The sequence below is a fragment of the Saccharopolyspora griseoalba genome (assembly GCF_042665275.1).
Taxonomy (GTDB): domain Bacteria; phylum Actinomycetota; class Actinomycetes; order Mycobacteriales; family Pseudonocardiaceae; genus Saccharopolyspora; species Saccharopolyspora griseoalba.
Genome location: NZ_JBHTCJ010000010.1, coordinates 1 through 16529, shown reverse-complemented (window position 1 = coordinate 16529; position 16529 = coordinate 1). Strand labels below are relative to the sequence as shown.

Here is a 16529-nt window from a genome sequence, read left to right as displayed (position 1 = left end):
GGTCCGGGCCGGAACTCCCCGGTGGGGCGGAGTTCCGGCCCGGAGCCGGCTCACGCGTCGGGCACGGGTGCCCCGAAGTCCGGGGTTCCGTCGGGGTGCCAGCCGAGGGGCTGCACGCGGGTGTGGCGGTTGGGGTCGAGCAGCGGGTCGCCGTCGATCTCCCGGTACTGCCGCGCGTGGTAGACGAGCAGGTCGGTGCGGCCGTCCTCGGCCAGCGCGAAGCTGTTGTGCCCAGGGCCGTACTGGCCGTTCTCCTCGTCGCTCCGGAACACCGGTTCCGGCGACTTCGCCCACGACGCGGGGTCCATCAGATCGGCTTCGGCGGAGGCGGTCAGCAACCCGAGGCAGTAGTTGGCGTCGGTGGCGCTGGCCGAGTAGGAAAGGAACACCCGCCCGTTGCGCTGGATGACCGCGGGCCCCTCGTTGACCGCGTACCCGCGGGTCTCCCAGTCGTAGGTGGGCTGCGACAGCCGCGCCGGCGCACCCGAGATGGTCCAGGGGTCGCTCATCGGCGCGAGGTAGAGGTTGCTGTTGCTGTCGATCCCCGGTTCCTCCTGCGCCCACGCGAGGTAGCGGGTTCCCCCGTGGACGAAGGTGGTGGCGTCCAGCGCGAAGCTGTCCCAGGGGGTGGCGATCTGGCCCTTCTCCACCCACTCGCCGGCGAACGGGTCGGCGGCGGCGTTCTCCAGCACGTACATCCGGATCCGCCACACGTCCTCGGCGTCGCCGGCGGCGAAGTAGATGTACCAGCGCCCGTCGACGCGGTGCAGTTCGGGCGCCCAGATGTGCGCGCCCATCGGGCCGCTGGCGTGCTCGCGCCACAGCACGACCTCGTCGGCGTCGGCGAGGCCGCCGATGGTGCGGGCGCGGCGCAGGATCAGCCGGTCGTACTCGGGAACCGTGGCGGTGTAGTAGTAGAAGCCGTCGGTGTGCCGGGTGATGTGCGGGTCGGCCCGCTGCCGGACCAGCGGGTTGGCGTAGCGGGCGGCGGCCGCGCTGGCGGGGGCCGCGGTGGCGGTGGCCGGCATCGCGGTCGCGCCGAGGGCGAGAGCGCCCGCGGACAGCGCGGTGCGGCGCGAGATTCGTGCGTGCATCAGGTCCTCCTCGGGACCCGGGGTGCCGCGCGCGTGGTCGGCGCGGCACCCCGGGAGGTTCAGGACTGCGCGGGGCGCAGCCGCATGAAGGTGATCGAGTGGGCCGGGAAGGTGTGGTCGAACTCCGCGGCGGCGCCCTCGAAGGTGGACTCGACGGGGCGGATGGGCCGCTGGGTGGCGGTGTTCTCCGCTTCGGGGTCTCCCCGCAGCGTGGTCACCCGCGCGACCGGGTCGACCTCGGTGCCCACGTCGAGGTGGGTCCGCGCCGGCGCGGACCCGGCGTTGACGACCTTGACGATCAGCTCGCCGGTCGCCTCGTCGCGGGTGACGACCTGCCGGAGGGTCTCGTCCTCGGTGGCGGTGCTGGGCACCACCCGGTCACCGACGTTGTTCATGAACAGCTTCTGGGTCGCGTAGCTGGTCGATCCCCAGGAGCGGGCGTTGTCGAACCAGATCATGTCCGGGCTCCACTGCACGTAGTCCACGTTGGACAGCAGTGGCGCGTAGGAGGCCAGCTTCACGACGTCGGCGTTGCGCTCCAGGCCGGTCATGTAGGCGGCTTCGGCCAGCGAGTTGCGGAACTTGTTGTCCTCGGAGGCGTACTCGCCGAGGAAGACCTGCGGGCCGTTGCGGTCGTAGCCGTCGTACCGGTGGTTGTTGGCCAGGAACCAGGCGGGGTCGTTGTAGTAGTGCTCGTCGACCATCTCGACGCCGTGCTGCCGGTTGAGCTCCCAGGCGCGGTCGAAGACCTGCCCGCTGTCGTCCGGACCGGAGTTGCTGATCACGGTGATGTCCGGGTGCTCGGCTTCGACGGCGTCGCGGAACTGCGCGAAGCGCTCCATGAACTCGTCCGGCAGGTTCTCCTCGTTGCCCACCGCGAGGTGGGTGAGGCCGAACGGCTCCGGGTGCCCCATCTCGGCTCGCTTGGCGCCCCAGGTCGAGGTGACCGGTCCGTTGGCGAACTCGATGAGGTCCAGGGTGTCCTGGATGTGCCGCCGCAGCAGCTGCGGATCGTCGGTGGCCTGGTTCTCCCCGCAGCCGGTGACCAGCGCGGGCACCACCGGCAGCGGCATCGCGCCGACGTCCTCGGCGAACTGGAAGTACTCGAAGTAGCCCAGGCCGTAGGACTGGTTGTAGCCCCAGAAGTTGGCGTTGGTGGCGCGCTGCTCGACCGGGCCGATGGTGTCCTTCCACTGGTAGGAGCGCTTGCGCTCCCAGTTCGGGGCCTCGTAGGCCTCGTGGCTGCCGGTGTTGACCAGGCAACCGCCGGGGAACCGCAGGAATCCGGGGTTGAGCGCGGCGATCTTCTCGGCCAGGTCCTGGCGCAGCCCGTTCGGGCGGTCCTTGAAGGTGTCCCGCGGGAACAGCGAGATCATGTCCAGGCCCAGCGTCGCCGGCCCGGTGGCCGAGACCTCCAGGCGTCCTCGGGTGCTGGTCTTCGTGGCGGTGAGCGTGCCGGTGTACTTGGCCCAGCCGTCGGCTCGCACGGCGAGCTCCAGCGGCCGGGACAGCGGCGCGCCGGAGGGATCGCGCAGCACCGCGGTCAGCGGGGTTCCCGCGGGCTGGTCGGTGCGCGCCCACACCGAGAAGTCGTACTCGGCGCCTTCGCGCAGGGAGAACCCGGTGTTGTAGCCGGTGTTGGCGATGCCGTAGCCCCGCGGGCCGTCGGCGGTGAGCCGGAGGTAGTTGCGGTTGCGCTCGTTGAGCCTGCCGGCGTCGTCGACGACCTCGGCCGATCCGCCGGAGCTCGCGGGCTGCCAGGCGGTCAGCGGCGCGTAGTCCGGGTTGTCCACCGGGGCGTACTCGAAGGAGCGGTTCTGCACCAGTTCCGCGTACAGCCCGCCGTCGGCGGCGCGGTTGATGTCCTCGTAGAAGACGCCGTACATGTTGTCGGCGATGGCGGGCCCGTCGCGGTCGGGGTGGACGGTGATCTGGTGGTCCGCCGCCTGCGCCGCCGCCTGCGGGGCGATGACCAGGCCGGCGGCCAGCGCGATGGCCAGCGCGGATCGTCGTCCGCGCCGTCGCCTCGCGGTGCCTCGGAGGGGTAACGCTCTCGTCATCCTGATCTCCTCGGAACAGCCATGTTCGATATTTCGGACAACGTGCGAACCCGTGATCAGGCCTGCGGCGGGGTGCTGGAACCCGGTGGATGTCGCCGACCTGGCGGGGTGGTGCGAAGTGAGCGCTAACAGCGCGATCGAGATCGGAAGGTACGGACGGGTCCCGATCCGGTCAACCCGGACTCCGGCCGACAACACCCGGATGGCCGGTTCGCCTACCGCTCGGCGGAAGTCGGCGCTCGGTTCCGGTGATGTTTCGGCAACCGCGCGGGATTCGTCGAGCGATCGGGGTTGACGGCGAGTGTGTTATCGCTAACATCCTCGTCGATCGTCGACGAAGCGAGGTGCCGGATGGCGAAGCGAACCGAGGGCCCGGCCGGGTCCGGGAAGCAGCCGGCGCTCAGCGATGTCGCCGCGGCCGCCGGTGTTTCGCACATGACGGTCTCGCGGGTGGTCAACGGCAGCGGGTCGGTGCGCGCCGAGACCCGGCTGCGCGTGCTGGAGGCGATCCAGAAGCTCGGCTACCGGCCGAATTCGCTGGCCAGAGGGCTTGCCACCGGGCGCTCGCGCACGCTGGGCGTGGTGGCGCTGGACTCGGTGCTCTACGGCCCGGCCAGCACGCTCTACGGGCTGGAGAACGCCGCTCGCGACGCGGGCTACGCCGTGTCGATCACCAGCGTCAACGCTCCCGAGCACGCGCAGATCAGCAGCGCGCTGGACCGGCTGCGCGGGCAGGGGGTCGAGGGCGTGGTGGTGATCGCGCCGCACGAGGCCACCGCCCGGGCCTTGCGCGACGTGCCGCAGGACGTCCCGCTGGTGGCGGTCGCCGACGTCGAGGGATCGTCGGTCCCGGTGTCGACCGTGGACCACCGGGACGGCGCGCGCCGGGCCACCGAGCACCTCTTCGCGCTGGGGCACGAGACGGTCCGGCACATCGCCGGTCCGCACGGCTGGCACGAGTCGCGCTCCCGCGAGGCGGGCTGGCGCGACGTGGTCGCCGCCCGCGGAGCGGCCGAGTTCCCGGTGCTGCGCGGGGATTGGAGCCCGCACTCGGGCTATCTCGCCGGTTGGGAGCTGCTGCACGACCCCGATCCGGTCGGCGCGGTTTTCGTGGCCAACGACCAGATGGCGCTCGGCGTGCTGCGGGCCTTCTCCGAGGCGGGGGTGTCGGTGCCCGACGACGTGCGGGTGGTCGGCTTCGACGACATCCCCGAATCCGCCTACTTCTGCCCGCCGCTGACCACGGTCCGGCAGGACTTCATCGCCCTCGGCAAGCAGACCTTCGGGCAGCTGCTCAACCGCATAGAGGGCCAGCAGGCCCAGCAGCGCACCGTGGTGCCCGCCGAGCTGATCGTCCGGGAGAGCACCGGGCCGCGCAGGGTCTGACCGAGCACCGGCAGCTCTTCGCTCGACGACGAGAGGAGAACATCGGCACGACTCGCGCGACGCGGGGCGCGGCGCCCCGACTGTGGAAGACCCGTTATCGCACGACCTGCTGCTACTCCGGGGAACACGCATGCACATCTACGCGGATTCATTACGCCTGTCCATGAACTGGGCGGACAACGTCATCCTCGCCTCGTACTTCGCCGTGGTGCTGGGCATCGCGTTCGCGGCGAAGCGGAGCGTGAACAACAGCCTGGACTTCTTCCTGTCGGGCCGCTCGCTGCCGGCCTGGGTGACCGGGCTGGCGTTCGTGTCGGCCAACCTGGGCGCCACCGAGATCCTCGGCATGGCCGCCAACGGCGCCCAGTACGGCGCCTACACGGTGCACTGGTACCTCATCGGCGCGATCCCGGCGATGGTGTTCCTCGGCCTGGTGATGATGCCCTTCTACTACAACTCCAAGGTGCGCAGCGTGCCGGAGTTCCTGCTGCTGCGGTTCAGCCGGTCCTCGCACCTGCTCAGCTCGGTGATCTTCGCGGTGGCGTCCGTGCTGATCGCCGGGGTGAACCTCTACGCGCTGGCGATCGTGCTGCGCGCGCTGCTGGGCTGGCCGCTGCCGGTCTCGATCTTCGTGGCCGGTGTGTTCGTGCTGGCCTACATCGTCATCGGCGGGCTGTCCTCGGCGATCTACAACGAGGTCCTGCAGTTCTTCGTCATCGTCGCAGCGCTGGTGCCGCTGACCGTACTGGGGATGATTCGCATCGGCGGCTTCGACGGGCTCATCGACAAGGTCCGCAGCGGCCCCGGCCCGGAGTTCCTGACCGCTTGGGGCGGAACGGGTTTCGGTCAGGACAACCCGCTCGGGGCGAACTGGCTGACGATCACCCTGGGCCTGGGCTTCGCGGTGTCGTTCGGCTACTGGACGACCAACTTCGCCGAGGTCCAGCGCTCGCTGTCGGCCAAGAACCTCTCGGCGGCCAAGCGGACCCCGCTGATCGCGGCGTTCCCCAAGATGTTCATCCCGATGATCGTGGTGCTGCCCGGCATCATCGCGCTGCTGGTGCAGCCCTCGATCGGCAAGGCGGGCAGCGGGCTGGACTACAACGACGCGATCCCGATGCTGATGCGCGACCTGCTGCCCAACGGCGTGCTCGGGCTGGCGGTCACCGGTCTGATGGCGTCGTTCATGGCGGGCATGGCGGCCAACGTCTCGAGCTTCAACACGGTGTTCACCACCGACATCTGGCAGGCCTACATCAAGCCGAACATGCCCGACGGGCACTACCTCGCGGTGGGCCGGGTGATCACCGCGGTCGGCGTGATCATCGGCATGGGCACGGCGTTCATCGCCGCGTCGTTCAGCAACATCATGAACTACATGCAGACGTTGTTCTCGTTCTTCAACGTCCCGCTGTTCGCCACGTTCATCCTGGCGCTGTTCTGGAAGCGGATGACCGCCCAGGCGGGGTTCTGGGGCCTGCTGCTCGGCACCGCGGCGCCGATCTGCTTCTACGTGTCCTACCAGCTGGGCATCGTGCCGATCAGCACCGACCAGGGCGCGAACATGGTCGCCTCGATCGTGGCGTTCGTGGTGGACGTGGCGGTGAGCGTGCCGATCGCGCTGGCCACCGCGCCCAAGTCCGATGCGGAGCTGGAGGGCCTGGTCTACACCCGCAGCGCGGCTCGGGACCGCGGCGAGCACGCCGCGGGCGACGAGGCCTGGTACCGGCGTCCCGCGCTGCTGGGCTGGGGCGCGATCGTGCTGGCCGCCCTGTGCTACGTCCCGTTCTCGCTGTGATCGTCCGGAGGAGATGAGATGTCCGAAAGCACTGTGGAGGAACCGGACTTCGACGAGTTGGAGCGGCGTTCCGGCACGGCGTCGAAGCTGTTCGACATCCGCGCGGTGATCGGCGGGCTGTTCGCGTTCTACGGAGTCCTGATCGGTCTGATCGGCGTGTTCGCCTCCGAGGCCGACATCCAGAAGGCCCAGGGGGTCAACATCAACCTCTGGACCGGGGTGAGCATGCTCGTCGTGGGCGGGCTGTTCTTCCTCTGGTGGAAGCTGCGCCCGCTGCGCCCGTAGCCGGTTCGGCCCGGGACCTCGCCCTCGTCGGCAGCGGGGTCCCGGGCCGAACCGCTAGCAGCAGTGCTCTCCCCGCCAGGCCTTGCGGCCTTCGAGGACCGCGACGGCGCCGATGAGCAGCGCCACCAGCGGGTCGGCCCAGGACCAGCCGAGCAGCCCGTTGAGCAGCAGCCCCACCAGCAGCGCCGCGGAGAGGTAGGCGCACAGCAGGGTCTGCTTGGAGTCGGCGACCGCGCTGTTGGATCCCAGCTCCCGCCCGGCGCGTCGCTGCGCGTAGGACAGCCCGGGCATGACCACCAGCGACACCGCGGCCAACGCGATGCCGACGGGGGAGTGCGCGGCCTCGCCCGCGCCCACCAGCGCGCGCACGGCCTCGACGGTCACGTAGGCGGCGAGGGCGAAGAACGACACCGCGATCACCCGAAGCGCCAGGCGTTCCCGGGATTCCGGATCGCGGCCGGCGAACTGCCAGGCCACGGCGGCGGCCGAGGCGACCTCGATGGTCGAGTCGAGGCCGAAGCCGATCAGCGCGGTCGAGGACGCGACCGCTCCCGCGCCGATGGCCACGATCGCCTCGACGACGTTGTAGGCGATGGTGGCCGCCACCAGCAGCCGGATCCGCCTGCTGAGCACGTCCTTGCGCGCCGCGGCGGCGACCCCGCCGCCGCAGGAGCCGCCGCAGCAGCCGTCGTTCCCGGACTCGCTCATGCCGGCACCTCGTCGTCGAGGCACTCCTGCTCGGGGTCGACGGCCAGCACGACCTTGAGCAGCTCGTCGAGGGCGTGGCCGAGGTGGGGATCGGCGAGCTCGTAGCGGACCTGGCGCCCGGCGTAGGTGGCCACGACCAGCCCGCAGCCGCGCAGGCAGGACAGGTGGTTGGAGACGTTGGAGCGGGTCAGCCCGAGCCGCTCGGCCAGCTGCGCGGGGTAGCCGGGGCCCTCCTGCAGCGCCACCAGGATCCGGCAGCGCGTCGGATCGGCCAGCGCGCGTCCCAAGCGCGCGATGGCGCTCTCCCGCGTCTCGCATGTCAGCATGAGCCGAACAATACAGGCCGGGCTGAATTGTTGGGAACCCCTCCGATATTCACCTCAACACTTTGTTGAAAACCACTGGTGAGGCCTTGACTGCGGCACTGCTTTGTCGCTATGGTGTCGCTATACGGAAAGATAATTCCGAATTACGAAAACAACCACGGAGGATGCCGATGGACCCGAGTCGGTACGAGGTCAACTGCTCGATCCTGTTCGGCGAGCTGGACCTGCTCGAGCGGCCGGCCGCGGCCAAGAAGGCCGGGTTCGACGCGATCGAGTTCTGGTGGCCGTTCCCCGATCCGGTGCCGACCGATCGCGAGGTGGACCGCTTCGTCCGCGCGGTGGAGGACGCCGGGGTCTCGCTGGTCGGGTTGAACTTCTTCGGCGGCGACCTGCCCTCCGGTGACCGCGGCGTGCTCTCCGTTCCCGCGCGCTCCGCGGAGTTCACCGACAACATCGACGTCGCGGTCGGCCTCGGCGAGCGGCTCGGCTGCAAGGCGTTCAACGCGCTCTACGGCAACCGCGTCGAGGGCGTCGACCCCGCGGTGCAGGACGGCCTGGCCACCGAGAACCTGGTGCGCGCGGGCAAGGCCGCGGAACGCATCGGCGGGACGGTGCTGATCGAGCCGATCAGCGGCGTGGACAGCTACCCGCTGAAGACGGCGGGGGAGGCGCTGGCGGTCATCGACCGGGTGGGTGCCGAAGGCGTGCACAACCTCAAGCTGCTGTTCGACATCTACCACCTGGTGGCCAACGGCGATGATCCCGACGCCGTGCTCGACCGGCACGCGGAGAGCATCGGCCACGTGCAGATCGCCGACGTTCCCGGTCGGGGCGAACCCGGCAGCGGGAAGGTCGATTTCGGGCACTACTTCGATCGGCTGGACGCGGTCGGTTACGCAGGCCCCATCGGACTCGAGTACAAACCCACGGTCGCCAGCGCGGACAGCTTCGCCTGGATCGAGCGCTGAACCGTGCAGCTGGCGAACCACAACGGAGGTGGCGAATGAGCAAGGTCGGTTTCATCGGGCTGGGCATCATGGGCGGCCCGATGGCGGCCAACCTGGTCAAGGCCGGTCACGAGGTCACCGGGTACAACCGCAGTCAGCCCAAGATCGACCAGCTGGTCGCGGACGGCGGCAAGGGCGCGAGCAGTGTCGCCGAAGCGGTCTCCGGCGCCGAGATCGTGTTCACCATGCTGCCGGACTCGCCGGACGTCGAGCAGGTCGTGCTCGGCGAGGACGGCGTGCTGGCCCACGCCGAGCCGGGCGCGCTGCTGATCGACTGCAGCACGATCCGCCCCGACGTCTCGCTGCGGGTCGCCGAGGCGGCCTTCGAGAAGGGCGTGCGCACGCTGGACGCTCCGGTCAGCGGTGGTGAGCCGAAGGCCATCGACGGCACGCTGTCGATCATGATCGGCGGGGCTCGCGAGGACGTCGACACGGCCTGGGGCGTGCTCGACGCGGTGGGCGCCACGATCGTGCACGTCGGCCCCGCCGGTGCCGGGCAGACGGTCAAGGCGGCCAACCAGCTGATGGTGGCCGGGCACATCGGCCTGCTGGCCGAGGCGCTGGTGTTCCTGGAGCGCCACGGCGTGGACACCGAAGCGGGCCTGCAGGTCCTCGGCGGTGGTCTGGCCGGCAGCGCCGTGCTCGACGCCAAGGGCGCCAAGATGCGCGAGCGGGAGTTCGCCCCGGGCTTCCGGCTCGAACTGCACCACAAGGACCTGGGCATCGTGCAGTCCGCCGCCCGCGAGGCGGGCCTGAGCATCCCGCTGGGATCGCTGGTCAGCCAGCTCGTGGCGGCCGCGGTCGCCCAGGGCGGCGGCCAGCTGGACCACTCCGGTCTGCTCAAGCAGATCACCCAGCTCAACGCCCGTTCCTGAGCGAGAGCTCGAGACGGTCACGGGTCGGCGGCTCAGCGCCGCCAAGCAACCACGCCGCCGACCCGTTCCCAACTTGGTGCGCGCCGCGGAGGTGCGCACCCGAGAGGAAGTCTTACATCATGGCCAGAGTTCCTGTCATGCAGGCCGTCGTCGACGTGCTCAAGTCCGAGGGCGTCGACGTGACCTTCGGGTGCCCGGGCGCGGCGATCCTCCCGCTGTACGCGGCGATGGAGGACAGCGACATCCGCCACCTGATCGTGCGCCACGAGGAGGGCGCCACGCACATGGCCGACGGCTGGGCGCGCACCAACGGCAACGTCGGCGTCGCCATCGGCACCTCCGGGCCCGCCGGCACCAACATGATCACCGGTCTCTACACCGCCCAGGCCGACTCCATCCCGATCCTGTGCATCACCGGGCAGGCGGTGTCCTCCAAGCTGCACCAGGAGGCCTTCCAGGCCGTCGACATCGTCGAGATCGCCAAGCCGGTGAGCAAGTGGGCGGTGCAGGTCAAGGAGGCCGCCCTGGCGCCGTGGATCTTCCGCGAGGCCTTCCGCATCGCCCGCTCCGGCCGACCCGGCCCGGTGCTCATCGACCTGCCGCTGGACGTGCAGAAGCAGGAGATCGAGTGGGACCCGGAGATCGACGCCCCGCTACCCGTGCAGCGCATCGAGCCGCACCCGCCGCGGGTGCGGCGCGCCCTGGACATGCTGCTGGACGCCGAGCGACCGCTGATCCTGGCGGGCGGCGGGATCATCGGCGCCGAGGCCTCCGGCCAGCTGCGCGAGCTGGCCGAGCTGCTGGGCGTTCCGGTGCAGGTCACGCTGATGGGCAAGGGCTCCTTCCCGGAGGACCACGAGCTCTACGCGGGGATGACCGGCATCCAGACCTCGCAGCGCTACGGCAACCAGTCGTTCCTGGAATCCGACGTGGTGCTGGCGGTGGGTGCGCGCTTCGGCGACCGGCACACCGGGGCGCTGGACGTCTACCGGGGCGAGCGCAAGTTCGTGCACGTCGACATCGAGCCGACCCAGATCGGCCGGGTCTTCGAGCCCGACCTGGGGGTGGTCTCCGATGCCCGGCTGTTCCTCGAAGCGATGCTCGACGAGGCGCGGCAGCGCGCGGTCGGCAAGCGGTTCGACGACTGGGTCGGGCGCGTCGGCGAGCTCAAGCAGACGCTGACCCGACCGGACGACTACGACTCGGTGCCGATCAAGGCTCCCCGGGTCTACCGGGAGATCAACGAGATCTTCCCGCCGGAGACCTACTTCGTCACCGCGATCGGGCTCTACCAGATCTGGGGCGGGCAGTTCCAGCGCGCGCACCAGCCGCGGCACTACCAGGTGTGCGGGCAGGCCGGACCGCTCGGCTGGGAGATCCCGGCGGCCATCGGCGTCAAGTCGGCCGAGCCGGACGCCGAGGTCGTGGCGGTCGTGGGCGACTACTCGTTCCAGTTCCTGGTCGAGGAGCTGGCGGTGGCCGCCCAGTACGACGTGCCGTTCGTGGTCATCATGCTCAACAACGAATACCTGGGCCTGATCCGGCAGGCGGAGTCCGACGGGTTCGGGATGAACACCGAAGTGGACATCCACTACGACGAGAACGGCACGGACAACGTGGCTCTCATGCGCGCCTACGGCTGCTCGGGATGCCGCGTGTTCGAACCCGGTGAGCTGCAGAGCTCCATCGAGTGGGCGCGCAAGGAGGCCGTGGCCACGAGCCGTCCGGTGCTGGTCGAGGTGATGATCGAGCGCGAGGCCTCCACGGCGCGGGGCACCCGGATCGACTCGCTGATCGAGCCGGAGCCCGTGCCCAACCCCTGACCCGGGCTGGTGGGCCGGAAAGCCGGGACCGGACCCGCCATCCGCGGAGGAGCGCCCGCTATCTCCGGGCGGGCGCGACCTCCTCCTACCGGGGCGCGACGGCGTCGCGCCCCACGTCCCCCGCCGGGTCGCACTGCCGGACGATCCGGCGGGGGACACCCCCAGCTGCAACGCGCGGCGCGGCGCCAGCGCCGGTGCGTTGCTCGACGAGGTGCCCCGACGCGCTGCGGTGTCGGGGCACCTCGTTCGTCGAGGCGCGTCGCGCAGCGGGCCCCGGCCGGAGGACGGCCGAGACCCCGCCGCGCGAGACGCGAAACGGCGCCTAGACCAGCGCCGCGCGGAACTCCTCGGGCGTCACGAGCGCGGCGTCGCCGGGGATCTCCAGCACGATCGGCACCCCGGTCACGCGGGGGAGCTCGACCCTGTTGCGCTGCTCGGCCAGCCCCGGTCGGTCCGGTGCGGACCCCACGACGAGCCCCGCCGGTTCGATGCCGCGCGAGCGCAGGGCGGTCACGGTCAGCTCGGTGTGGTTGAGCGTTCCCAGCCCCAGCCGCGTCACGACCAGCACCCGAACGTCCTGGTCGCGAGCCAGGTCGGCGGCGAGATCGAGCAACGTCCCACCGCGGCGGTCCAGCCGGACCAGCAACCCGCCCGACCCCTCCACCAGCACCGCCTGGTGGGTGCGCGCCAGCTCGCGGATGCGGTCGGCGTGCTCGGCCACCTCGGGGATCTCGACGCCGCGAAGCCGCGCCGCGGTGTCCGGGGCCAGCGGATCGGCCAGGCGGGTGAACTCGGCGACCGCGCACCCGGCCAGCCGCTCGATCACCGCGACGTCCGGGGTGTCGGGGCCGACCCCGGTCTGCGCGGGCTTGACCGCGACCGCACCCGATCCGCACCGCACCGCCAACGCCGCGGTGGCAACGGTCTTGCCCACTCCCGTGTCTGTTCCGGTGACGATGGTGATCACTGCTCGCTCCGGTGCTCGTCGATGATGCGGGCCAGCACTTCCGCGGCCCGGTTCCAGCTCGGCGCGTCGAGCCCGGCCTGCGCGGTGATGCGCAGTCGGGAGACGCCGTCGGGTACCGAGGGCGGCCGGAAGCAGCCCACCCGAACCCCCTCGGCCAGCGCCTTGGCCTGCGCGGCAAGCGCGACGCCGGGGCTCGGCATCGGAACCGACAGCACCGCGCCCGCCGACCGCGGGACGACCAGCCGGTCGGCCAGCCGCGCCGCGCGCCGGTGGATCTCGCCGGGCAGCTCGGGAGCGGCGCGCAGCTGCCGCAGCGCCGCCTGCGCGCCCGCGACCGCGGCCGGGGCCAGCGCGGTGTCGAAGATGAACGGGCGCGCGCGGTTGGTCAGGTGGTCGATCAGGGCGGGCGAGCCCAGCACGGCTCCGCCCATCGCGCCGAGCGCCTTGGACAGCGTCGCGGTGACCACCACGTTGGGATGCCCGGCCAGCCCGAGCGCGTGCACCAGCCCTCGCCCGCCCGGGCCGAGCACGCCCAGGCCGTGGGCCTCGTCGACCAGCAGCAGCGCGTCGTGCTCGGCGCAGACCGCGGCGAGCTCGGCCAGCGGCGCCGCGTCGCCCAGCACCGAGAAGACCGATTCGGCGAGCACGATCGCGCGCCGGTCGGTGTCGGCCAGGGCGGCGCGCACCGCGGACACGTCGTTGTGCCCGACCACCTCGATCGACGCGCGGGAGAGCCGAGCGGCGTCGATCAGCGAGGCGTGCACGTGCGCGTCGGAGACGATCAGCGCGTCCTTGCCGGCCAGCGCGGTCACCGCCGAGAGGTTGGCGTGGTAGCCGGTGGACAGCACCAGCGCGGCGCGCTGCCCGGTGAACTCGGCCAGCTCGCGCTCCAGCTCGGCGTGCAGCTCGGTGGTCCCGGTGACCAGCCGCGAAGCGCCCGCGCCCGCTCCCCAGCCCAGCGCGGCGCCGGCGGCGGCGCGACGCACCTCGGGGTGCGCGCTGAGCCCCAGGTAGTCGTTGCCCGCCAGGTCGATCAGGTGCTCGTCCCGTGCGCGCGGGCGCAGCGCGCGCTGCAGGCCCGCCCGCTCGCGCTCCTCGCGCTGCTCGGCGAACCACCTCTCCCAGGCGCTCATCCGGCCTCCGCGGCCGCCGCGATCGCGGTGCAGATCGCGGCGACGTCCTCGTCGCTGCACGCGTAGGGCGGCATGGTGTAGAGCAGGTTGCGGAACGGGCGCAGCCAAACCCCGTGCTCCAGCGCGATCTCGGTCGCCTTGGCGGTGTCCACGGGGTGGTCGAGCTCGACCGCGCCCACCGCGCCGAGCACCCGCACCTCGGCGGCGTCGACCTGGTGCAGCGCCTGCAGCCCGGCGTTGATGCGGGCGACCTCGCCGGCCCAGTCCCCACCGGTGAGCAGGTCGATGCTGGCCACCGCGACCGCGCAGGCCAGCGGGTTGCCCATGAACGTCGGACCGTGCATGAGCACCCCGGAGTCGCTGGCCGACAGCCCGCGCGCGATCCGCGAGGTGCACAGCGTCGCGGCCAGCGTCAGGTAGCCGCCGGTGAGGGCCTTGCCCACGCACAGCACGTCCGGGCTCACCCCGGCCGCCTCGGCGGCGAAGAACGTTCCGGTGCGGCCGAAGCCGGTCGCGATCTCGTCGAAGATCAGCACGAGCCCGTGCTCGTCGGCGACCTCCCGGAAGACCCTTAGGCACGACGCGGCGTAGGGCCGCATCCCGCCAGCGCCCTGCAGCAGCGGTTCCACGACCAGGCCGGCCAGCGCACCGGCGTGCGCGGCGGCCAGCTCCCGGAAGCCCTCGGCCCAGGCCTCCACGTCGGACTCCTCGCGCGGCGGGCGCTCGCCGAAGACCTGCTGCGGCAGCACCTCCGACCACATCGAGTGCATCCCGCCACCGGGATCGCACACGCTCATGCAGTCGAAGGTGTCCCCGTGGTAGCCGCCGCGGACGGTCAGGAACCGGGTGCGCTCCGGGCGGCCGACGCCGCGCTGGTACTGCAGCGCCATCTTCATCGCGACCTCGACGCTCACCGATCCCGAATCGGCGAGGAACACCCGGTCCAGCCCGGCCGGGGAGACCTCGACGAGCCGCCGGGCCAGCTCGACGGCGGGCTCGTGGGTGAGCCCGCCGAACATCACGTGCGACATGCGCTCGGCCTGGGCGCGCAGCGCTTCGTCGAGCACCGGGTGGCGGTAGCCGTGCACGGCCGACCACCAGGAGGCCATCGCGTCGACCACCGGGCCGGTGCCCTCGATGGTGATCCTGCTGCCCTCGGCCCCGGTGACCAGGCGCGTCGGGGCCGGATCGAGCATCGAGGTGTAGGGGTGCCACAGGTGCTCGCGGTCGTGGGCGAGCAGGTCCTCGGCGCGCATCAGGCGTTGGGCACCAGGTCGGTTCCCGCGCCGCGGCGGCGGATCGCCGGGTCCTGGTGCTCGCGCTGGGCCAGCTCCTCGTCGGAGCCCAGCACCACGAACCCGCTGTCGCGGATCATCGCCAGGTCGGCCTCGGCGTCCTGGCCCTCGGAGGTCAGGTAGTCGCCGAGGAAGATCGAGTTGGCCACCTGCAGCGCCAGCGACTGCAGCGAGCGCAGGTGCATCTCGCGGCCGCCCGCGATGCGGATCTCCCTGTCCGGGCACACGAAGCGCGCCATCGCCAGGATCTTCAGGCAGCGGGTGGGGGAGAGCTCCCAGGTGTTCTCGAACGGCGTGCCGTCGAAGGGCATCAGGAAGTTCACCGGGATGGAGTCCGCGTCGAGCTCGGCGAGCGCGAAGAGCGCCTCGACGAGCTGCTCGTCGGTCTCGCCGAGCCCGGCGATCAGGCCCGAGCACGGCGAGACGCCGGCTCCCTTGGCCTTCTCCACCGTGTCGATCCGGTCGCCGTAGGTGTGGGTCTGCACGATGTTGTCGTGGTTGCTCTCGGCGGTGTTGATGTTGTGGTTGTAGGCGTCGACGCCGGCTTCCTTGAGCCGCTCGGCCTGTCCCTCGCCGAGCAGGCCGAGGCACGCGCAGACCTCCACGCCGGGGTGGTTCTCCTTGAGGTCGCCGACCATCTCGGTGACCTTGTCGATGTCCCGGTTGGACGGTCCGCGCCCGGAGGCGACCAAGCACACCCGGCTGGCCCCGCCGCCGAGCCCGGCCTCGGCCTGCTTGAGCGCCTCCTCGGACGACAGCCAGGAGTACTTCAGGATCGGGGCGTTGGAGCCCAGCGCCTGCGAGCAGTAGTTGCAGTTCTCCGGGCACAACCCCGATTTCAGGTTGACCAGGTAGTTCACCTTGACGGTGTTGCCGAAGTGCGCTCGCCGCAGCTCGCCCGCGGCGCTGACGACCTGCATCAGCTCCTCGTCGGTGGCGCGCAGCACCGCCAGCGCGTCCTCGGGCGTGGCCGGGGTCCCGCTGCGGACTCGCTCGGCGATGTGCTGGAAGGTGCCGCCCATCATCGCTCCCTACTGAACGGTGTTCACCTGAACAGCGTTCAAGATAGACTGGGGTGCGAGATCGGTCAACACGAGAGGGGACGGGGTGCGCTACCACCGCAGCGACGTCGTGGATCGCGCGATCGCGGTGCTCGACGAGTACGGGCTGGAGTCGCTGACCATGCGGCGACTGGCCAGCGAGCTCGGGGTCCAGCCGAGCGCGCTCTACCACCACGTGCCCAACAAGCAGTCCCTGCTGGCCGCGGTGGCCGACGAGATCCTGGCGCGCGGCAGGCGCCCGCGCCGGGCCAGCGCGTGGGAGCAGCGGGTCGTGGAGGTCTGCGGCGAGCTGCGCGACGCGATGCTGGCCTACCGCGACGGCGCCGAGGTGGTGGTCACCGCGCACACCTTCGGCCTCGGAGCGGGCGAGCCCGCCGAGGAGATCCGGGCGGCGCTGCGCGACGGCGGGCTGCCCGACGACCTGGTCGGAGTCGGCACCCGCGCCCTGCTGCACCTGGTCTTCGGCCACACCGCCGAGGAGCAGACCGCGCTGCAGGCGGCCAGCGCCGGCGCCATCGATCGGAACCCCGGCGGCCCGGCCGACTTCGAGCGAGGCCTCCAGCTCGTCCTCGACGGCCTGCGCAGCCGAACCGCTAGTCCCTCAGTCGTCGCTGGAGGTGCTCAGGCCCTTCGAGATGAGGTCCATGACCGAGGAGTCGGCCAGCGTGCTCACGTCGCCGACCTCGCGGTTCTCGGCGACGTCGCGCAGCA

At 71.3% G+C, this 16529-nt stretch carries 14 protein-coding genes and 1 pseudogene; 7 read left to right on the top strand and 8 right to left on the bottom strand.

The features are described 5' to 3' along the window. Window positions 1-50: 50 nt before the first annotated feature. Together ACFQRI_RS18770 and ACFQRI_RS18765 are read right to left on the bottom strand one after the other, a co-directional pair. Window positions 51-1094, bottom strand: coding sequence for a glycoside hydrolase family 43 protein (locus ACFQRI_RS18770; protein WP_380670363.1), 1044 nt, complete (start codon window positions 1092-1094; stop codon window positions 51-53). A gap of 59 nt (window positions 1095-1153) precedes the next feature. Next, window positions 1154-3154, bottom strand: coding sequence for an alpha-L-arabinofuranosidase C-terminal domain-containing protein (locus tag ACFQRI_RS18765; RefSeq protein WP_380670361.1), 2001 nt, complete (start codon window positions 3152-3154; stop codon window positions 1154-1156). 351 nt (window positions 3155-3505) lie between these two features. Between ACFQRI_RS18765 and ACFQRI_RS18760 the strand changes: the two genes are divergently transcribed. The 3 genes from ACFQRI_RS18760 to ACFQRI_RS18750 all read left to right on the top strand — a co-directional run bounded on the left by ACFQRI_RS18760 (window position 3506) and on the right by ACFQRI_RS18750 (window position 6623). Beyond that, window positions 3506-4540 (top strand): LacI family DNA-binding transcriptional regulator, encoded by a 1035-nt coding sequence (locus ACFQRI_RS18760; RefSeq protein ID WP_380670359.1) that lies wholly within the window; start codon window positions 3506-3508, stop codon window positions 4538-4540. 130 nt (window positions 4541-4670) lie between these two features. Continuing rightward, on the top strand, window positions 4671-6338 hold the full coding sequence (locus tag ACFQRI_RS18755; protein ID WP_380670357.1) for a sodium:solute symporter family protein: 1668 nt from the start codon (window positions 4671-4673) through the stop codon (window positions 6336-6338). 18 nt (window positions 6339-6356) lie between these two features. Continuing rightward, window positions 6357-6623: a hypothetical protein gene (locus ACFQRI_RS18750; protein ID WP_380670355.1), complete on the top strand. Its 267-nt coding sequence runs from the start codon at window positions 6357-6359 to the stop codon at window positions 6621-6623. 54 nt (window positions 6624-6677) lie between these two features. Here ACFQRI_RS18750 and ACFQRI_RS18745 read toward each other — a convergent pair whose 3' ends face one another. Continuing rightward, on the bottom strand, window positions 6678-7331 hold the full coding sequence (locus tag ACFQRI_RS18745; protein ID WP_380670353.1) for a cation efflux transmembrane domain-containing protein: 654 nt from the start codon (window positions 7329-7331) through the stop codon (window positions 6678-6680). Further along, window positions 7328-7657: a Cd(II)/Pb(II)-sensing metalloregulatory transcriptional regulator CmtR gene (gene cmtR / locus ACFQRI_RS18740; RefSeq protein ID WP_380670351.1), complete on the bottom strand. Its 330-nt coding sequence runs from the start codon at window positions 7655-7657 to the stop codon at window positions 7328-7330. The genes ACFQRI_RS18745 and cmtR overlap by 4 nt, the downstream gene beginning before the upstream one ends. A gap of 164 nt (window positions 7658-7821) precedes the next feature. Here cmtR and ACFQRI_RS18735 point away from each other — a divergent pair, with 164 nt between their 5' ends. The 3 genes from ACFQRI_RS18735 (at window position 7822) to gcl (ending at window position 11362) form a co-directional block, all read left to right on the top strand. Then, window positions 7822-8625, top strand: coding sequence for a hydroxypyruvate isomerase family protein (locus tag ACFQRI_RS18735; protein ID WP_380670349.1), 804 nt, complete (start codon window positions 7822-7824; stop codon window positions 8623-8625). Then, on the top strand, window positions 8622-9539 hold the full coding sequence (locus ACFQRI_RS18730) for a 2-hydroxy-3-oxopropionate reductase (protein WP_380670697.1): 918 nt from the start codon (window positions 8622-8624) through the stop codon (window positions 9537-9539). Before ACFQRI_RS18735 ends, ACFQRI_RS18730 begins: the two co-directional genes overlap by 4 nt. 119 nt (window positions 9540-9658) lie before the next feature. After that, window positions 9659-11362, top strand: a complete 1704-nt coding sequence (gcl, locus tag ACFQRI_RS18725) for a glyoxylate carboligase (protein WP_380670347.1) — start codon at window positions 9659-9661, stop codon at window positions 11360-11362. A 322-nt stretch (window positions 11363-11684) separates the two neighbouring features. Here gcl and bioD read toward each other — a convergent pair whose 3' ends face one another. From bioD to bioB, 4 genes are read right to left on the bottom strand one after another with little or no spacing between them, the layout of a single operon-like run. Further along, window positions 11685-12329, bottom strand: a complete 645-nt coding sequence (gene bioD / locus ACFQRI_RS18720) for a dethiobiotin synthase (RefSeq protein ID WP_380670345.1) — start codon at window positions 12327-12329, stop codon at window positions 11685-11687. Next, a complete protein-coding gene (locus ACFQRI_RS18715; protein ID WP_380670343.1) occupies window positions 12326-13462 on the bottom strand; it encodes an 8-amino-7-oxononanoate synthase in 1137 nt (378 codons plus the stop codon). The genes bioD and ACFQRI_RS18715 overlap by 4 nt, the downstream gene beginning before the upstream one ends. Then, window positions 13459-14718 carry an adenosylmethionine--8-amino-7-oxononanoate transaminase gene (locus tag ACFQRI_RS18710; protein WP_380670341.1) on the bottom strand — a complete coding sequence of 420 codons (1260 nt, stop codon included), beginning with the start codon at window positions 14716-14718 and terminating at the stop codon, window positions 13459-13461. The genes ACFQRI_RS18715 and ACFQRI_RS18710 overlap by 4 nt, the downstream gene beginning before the upstream one ends. After that, window positions 14718-15779, bottom strand: coding sequence for a biotin synthase BioB (bioB, locus tag ACFQRI_RS18705; RefSeq protein WP_380670339.1), 1062 nt, complete (start codon window positions 15777-15779; stop codon window positions 14718-14720). The genes ACFQRI_RS18710 and bioB overlap by 1 nt, the downstream gene beginning before the upstream one ends. Before the next feature lie 160 nt (window positions 15780-15939). Between bioB and ACFQRI_RS18700 the strand changes: the two are divergent. Beyond that, a pseudogene (locus ACFQRI_RS18700) lies at window positions 15940-16272 on the top strand (TetR/AcrR family transcriptional regulator C-terminal domain-containing protein); the annotation flags it as partial. Window positions 16273-16529 lie beyond the last annotated feature (257 nt).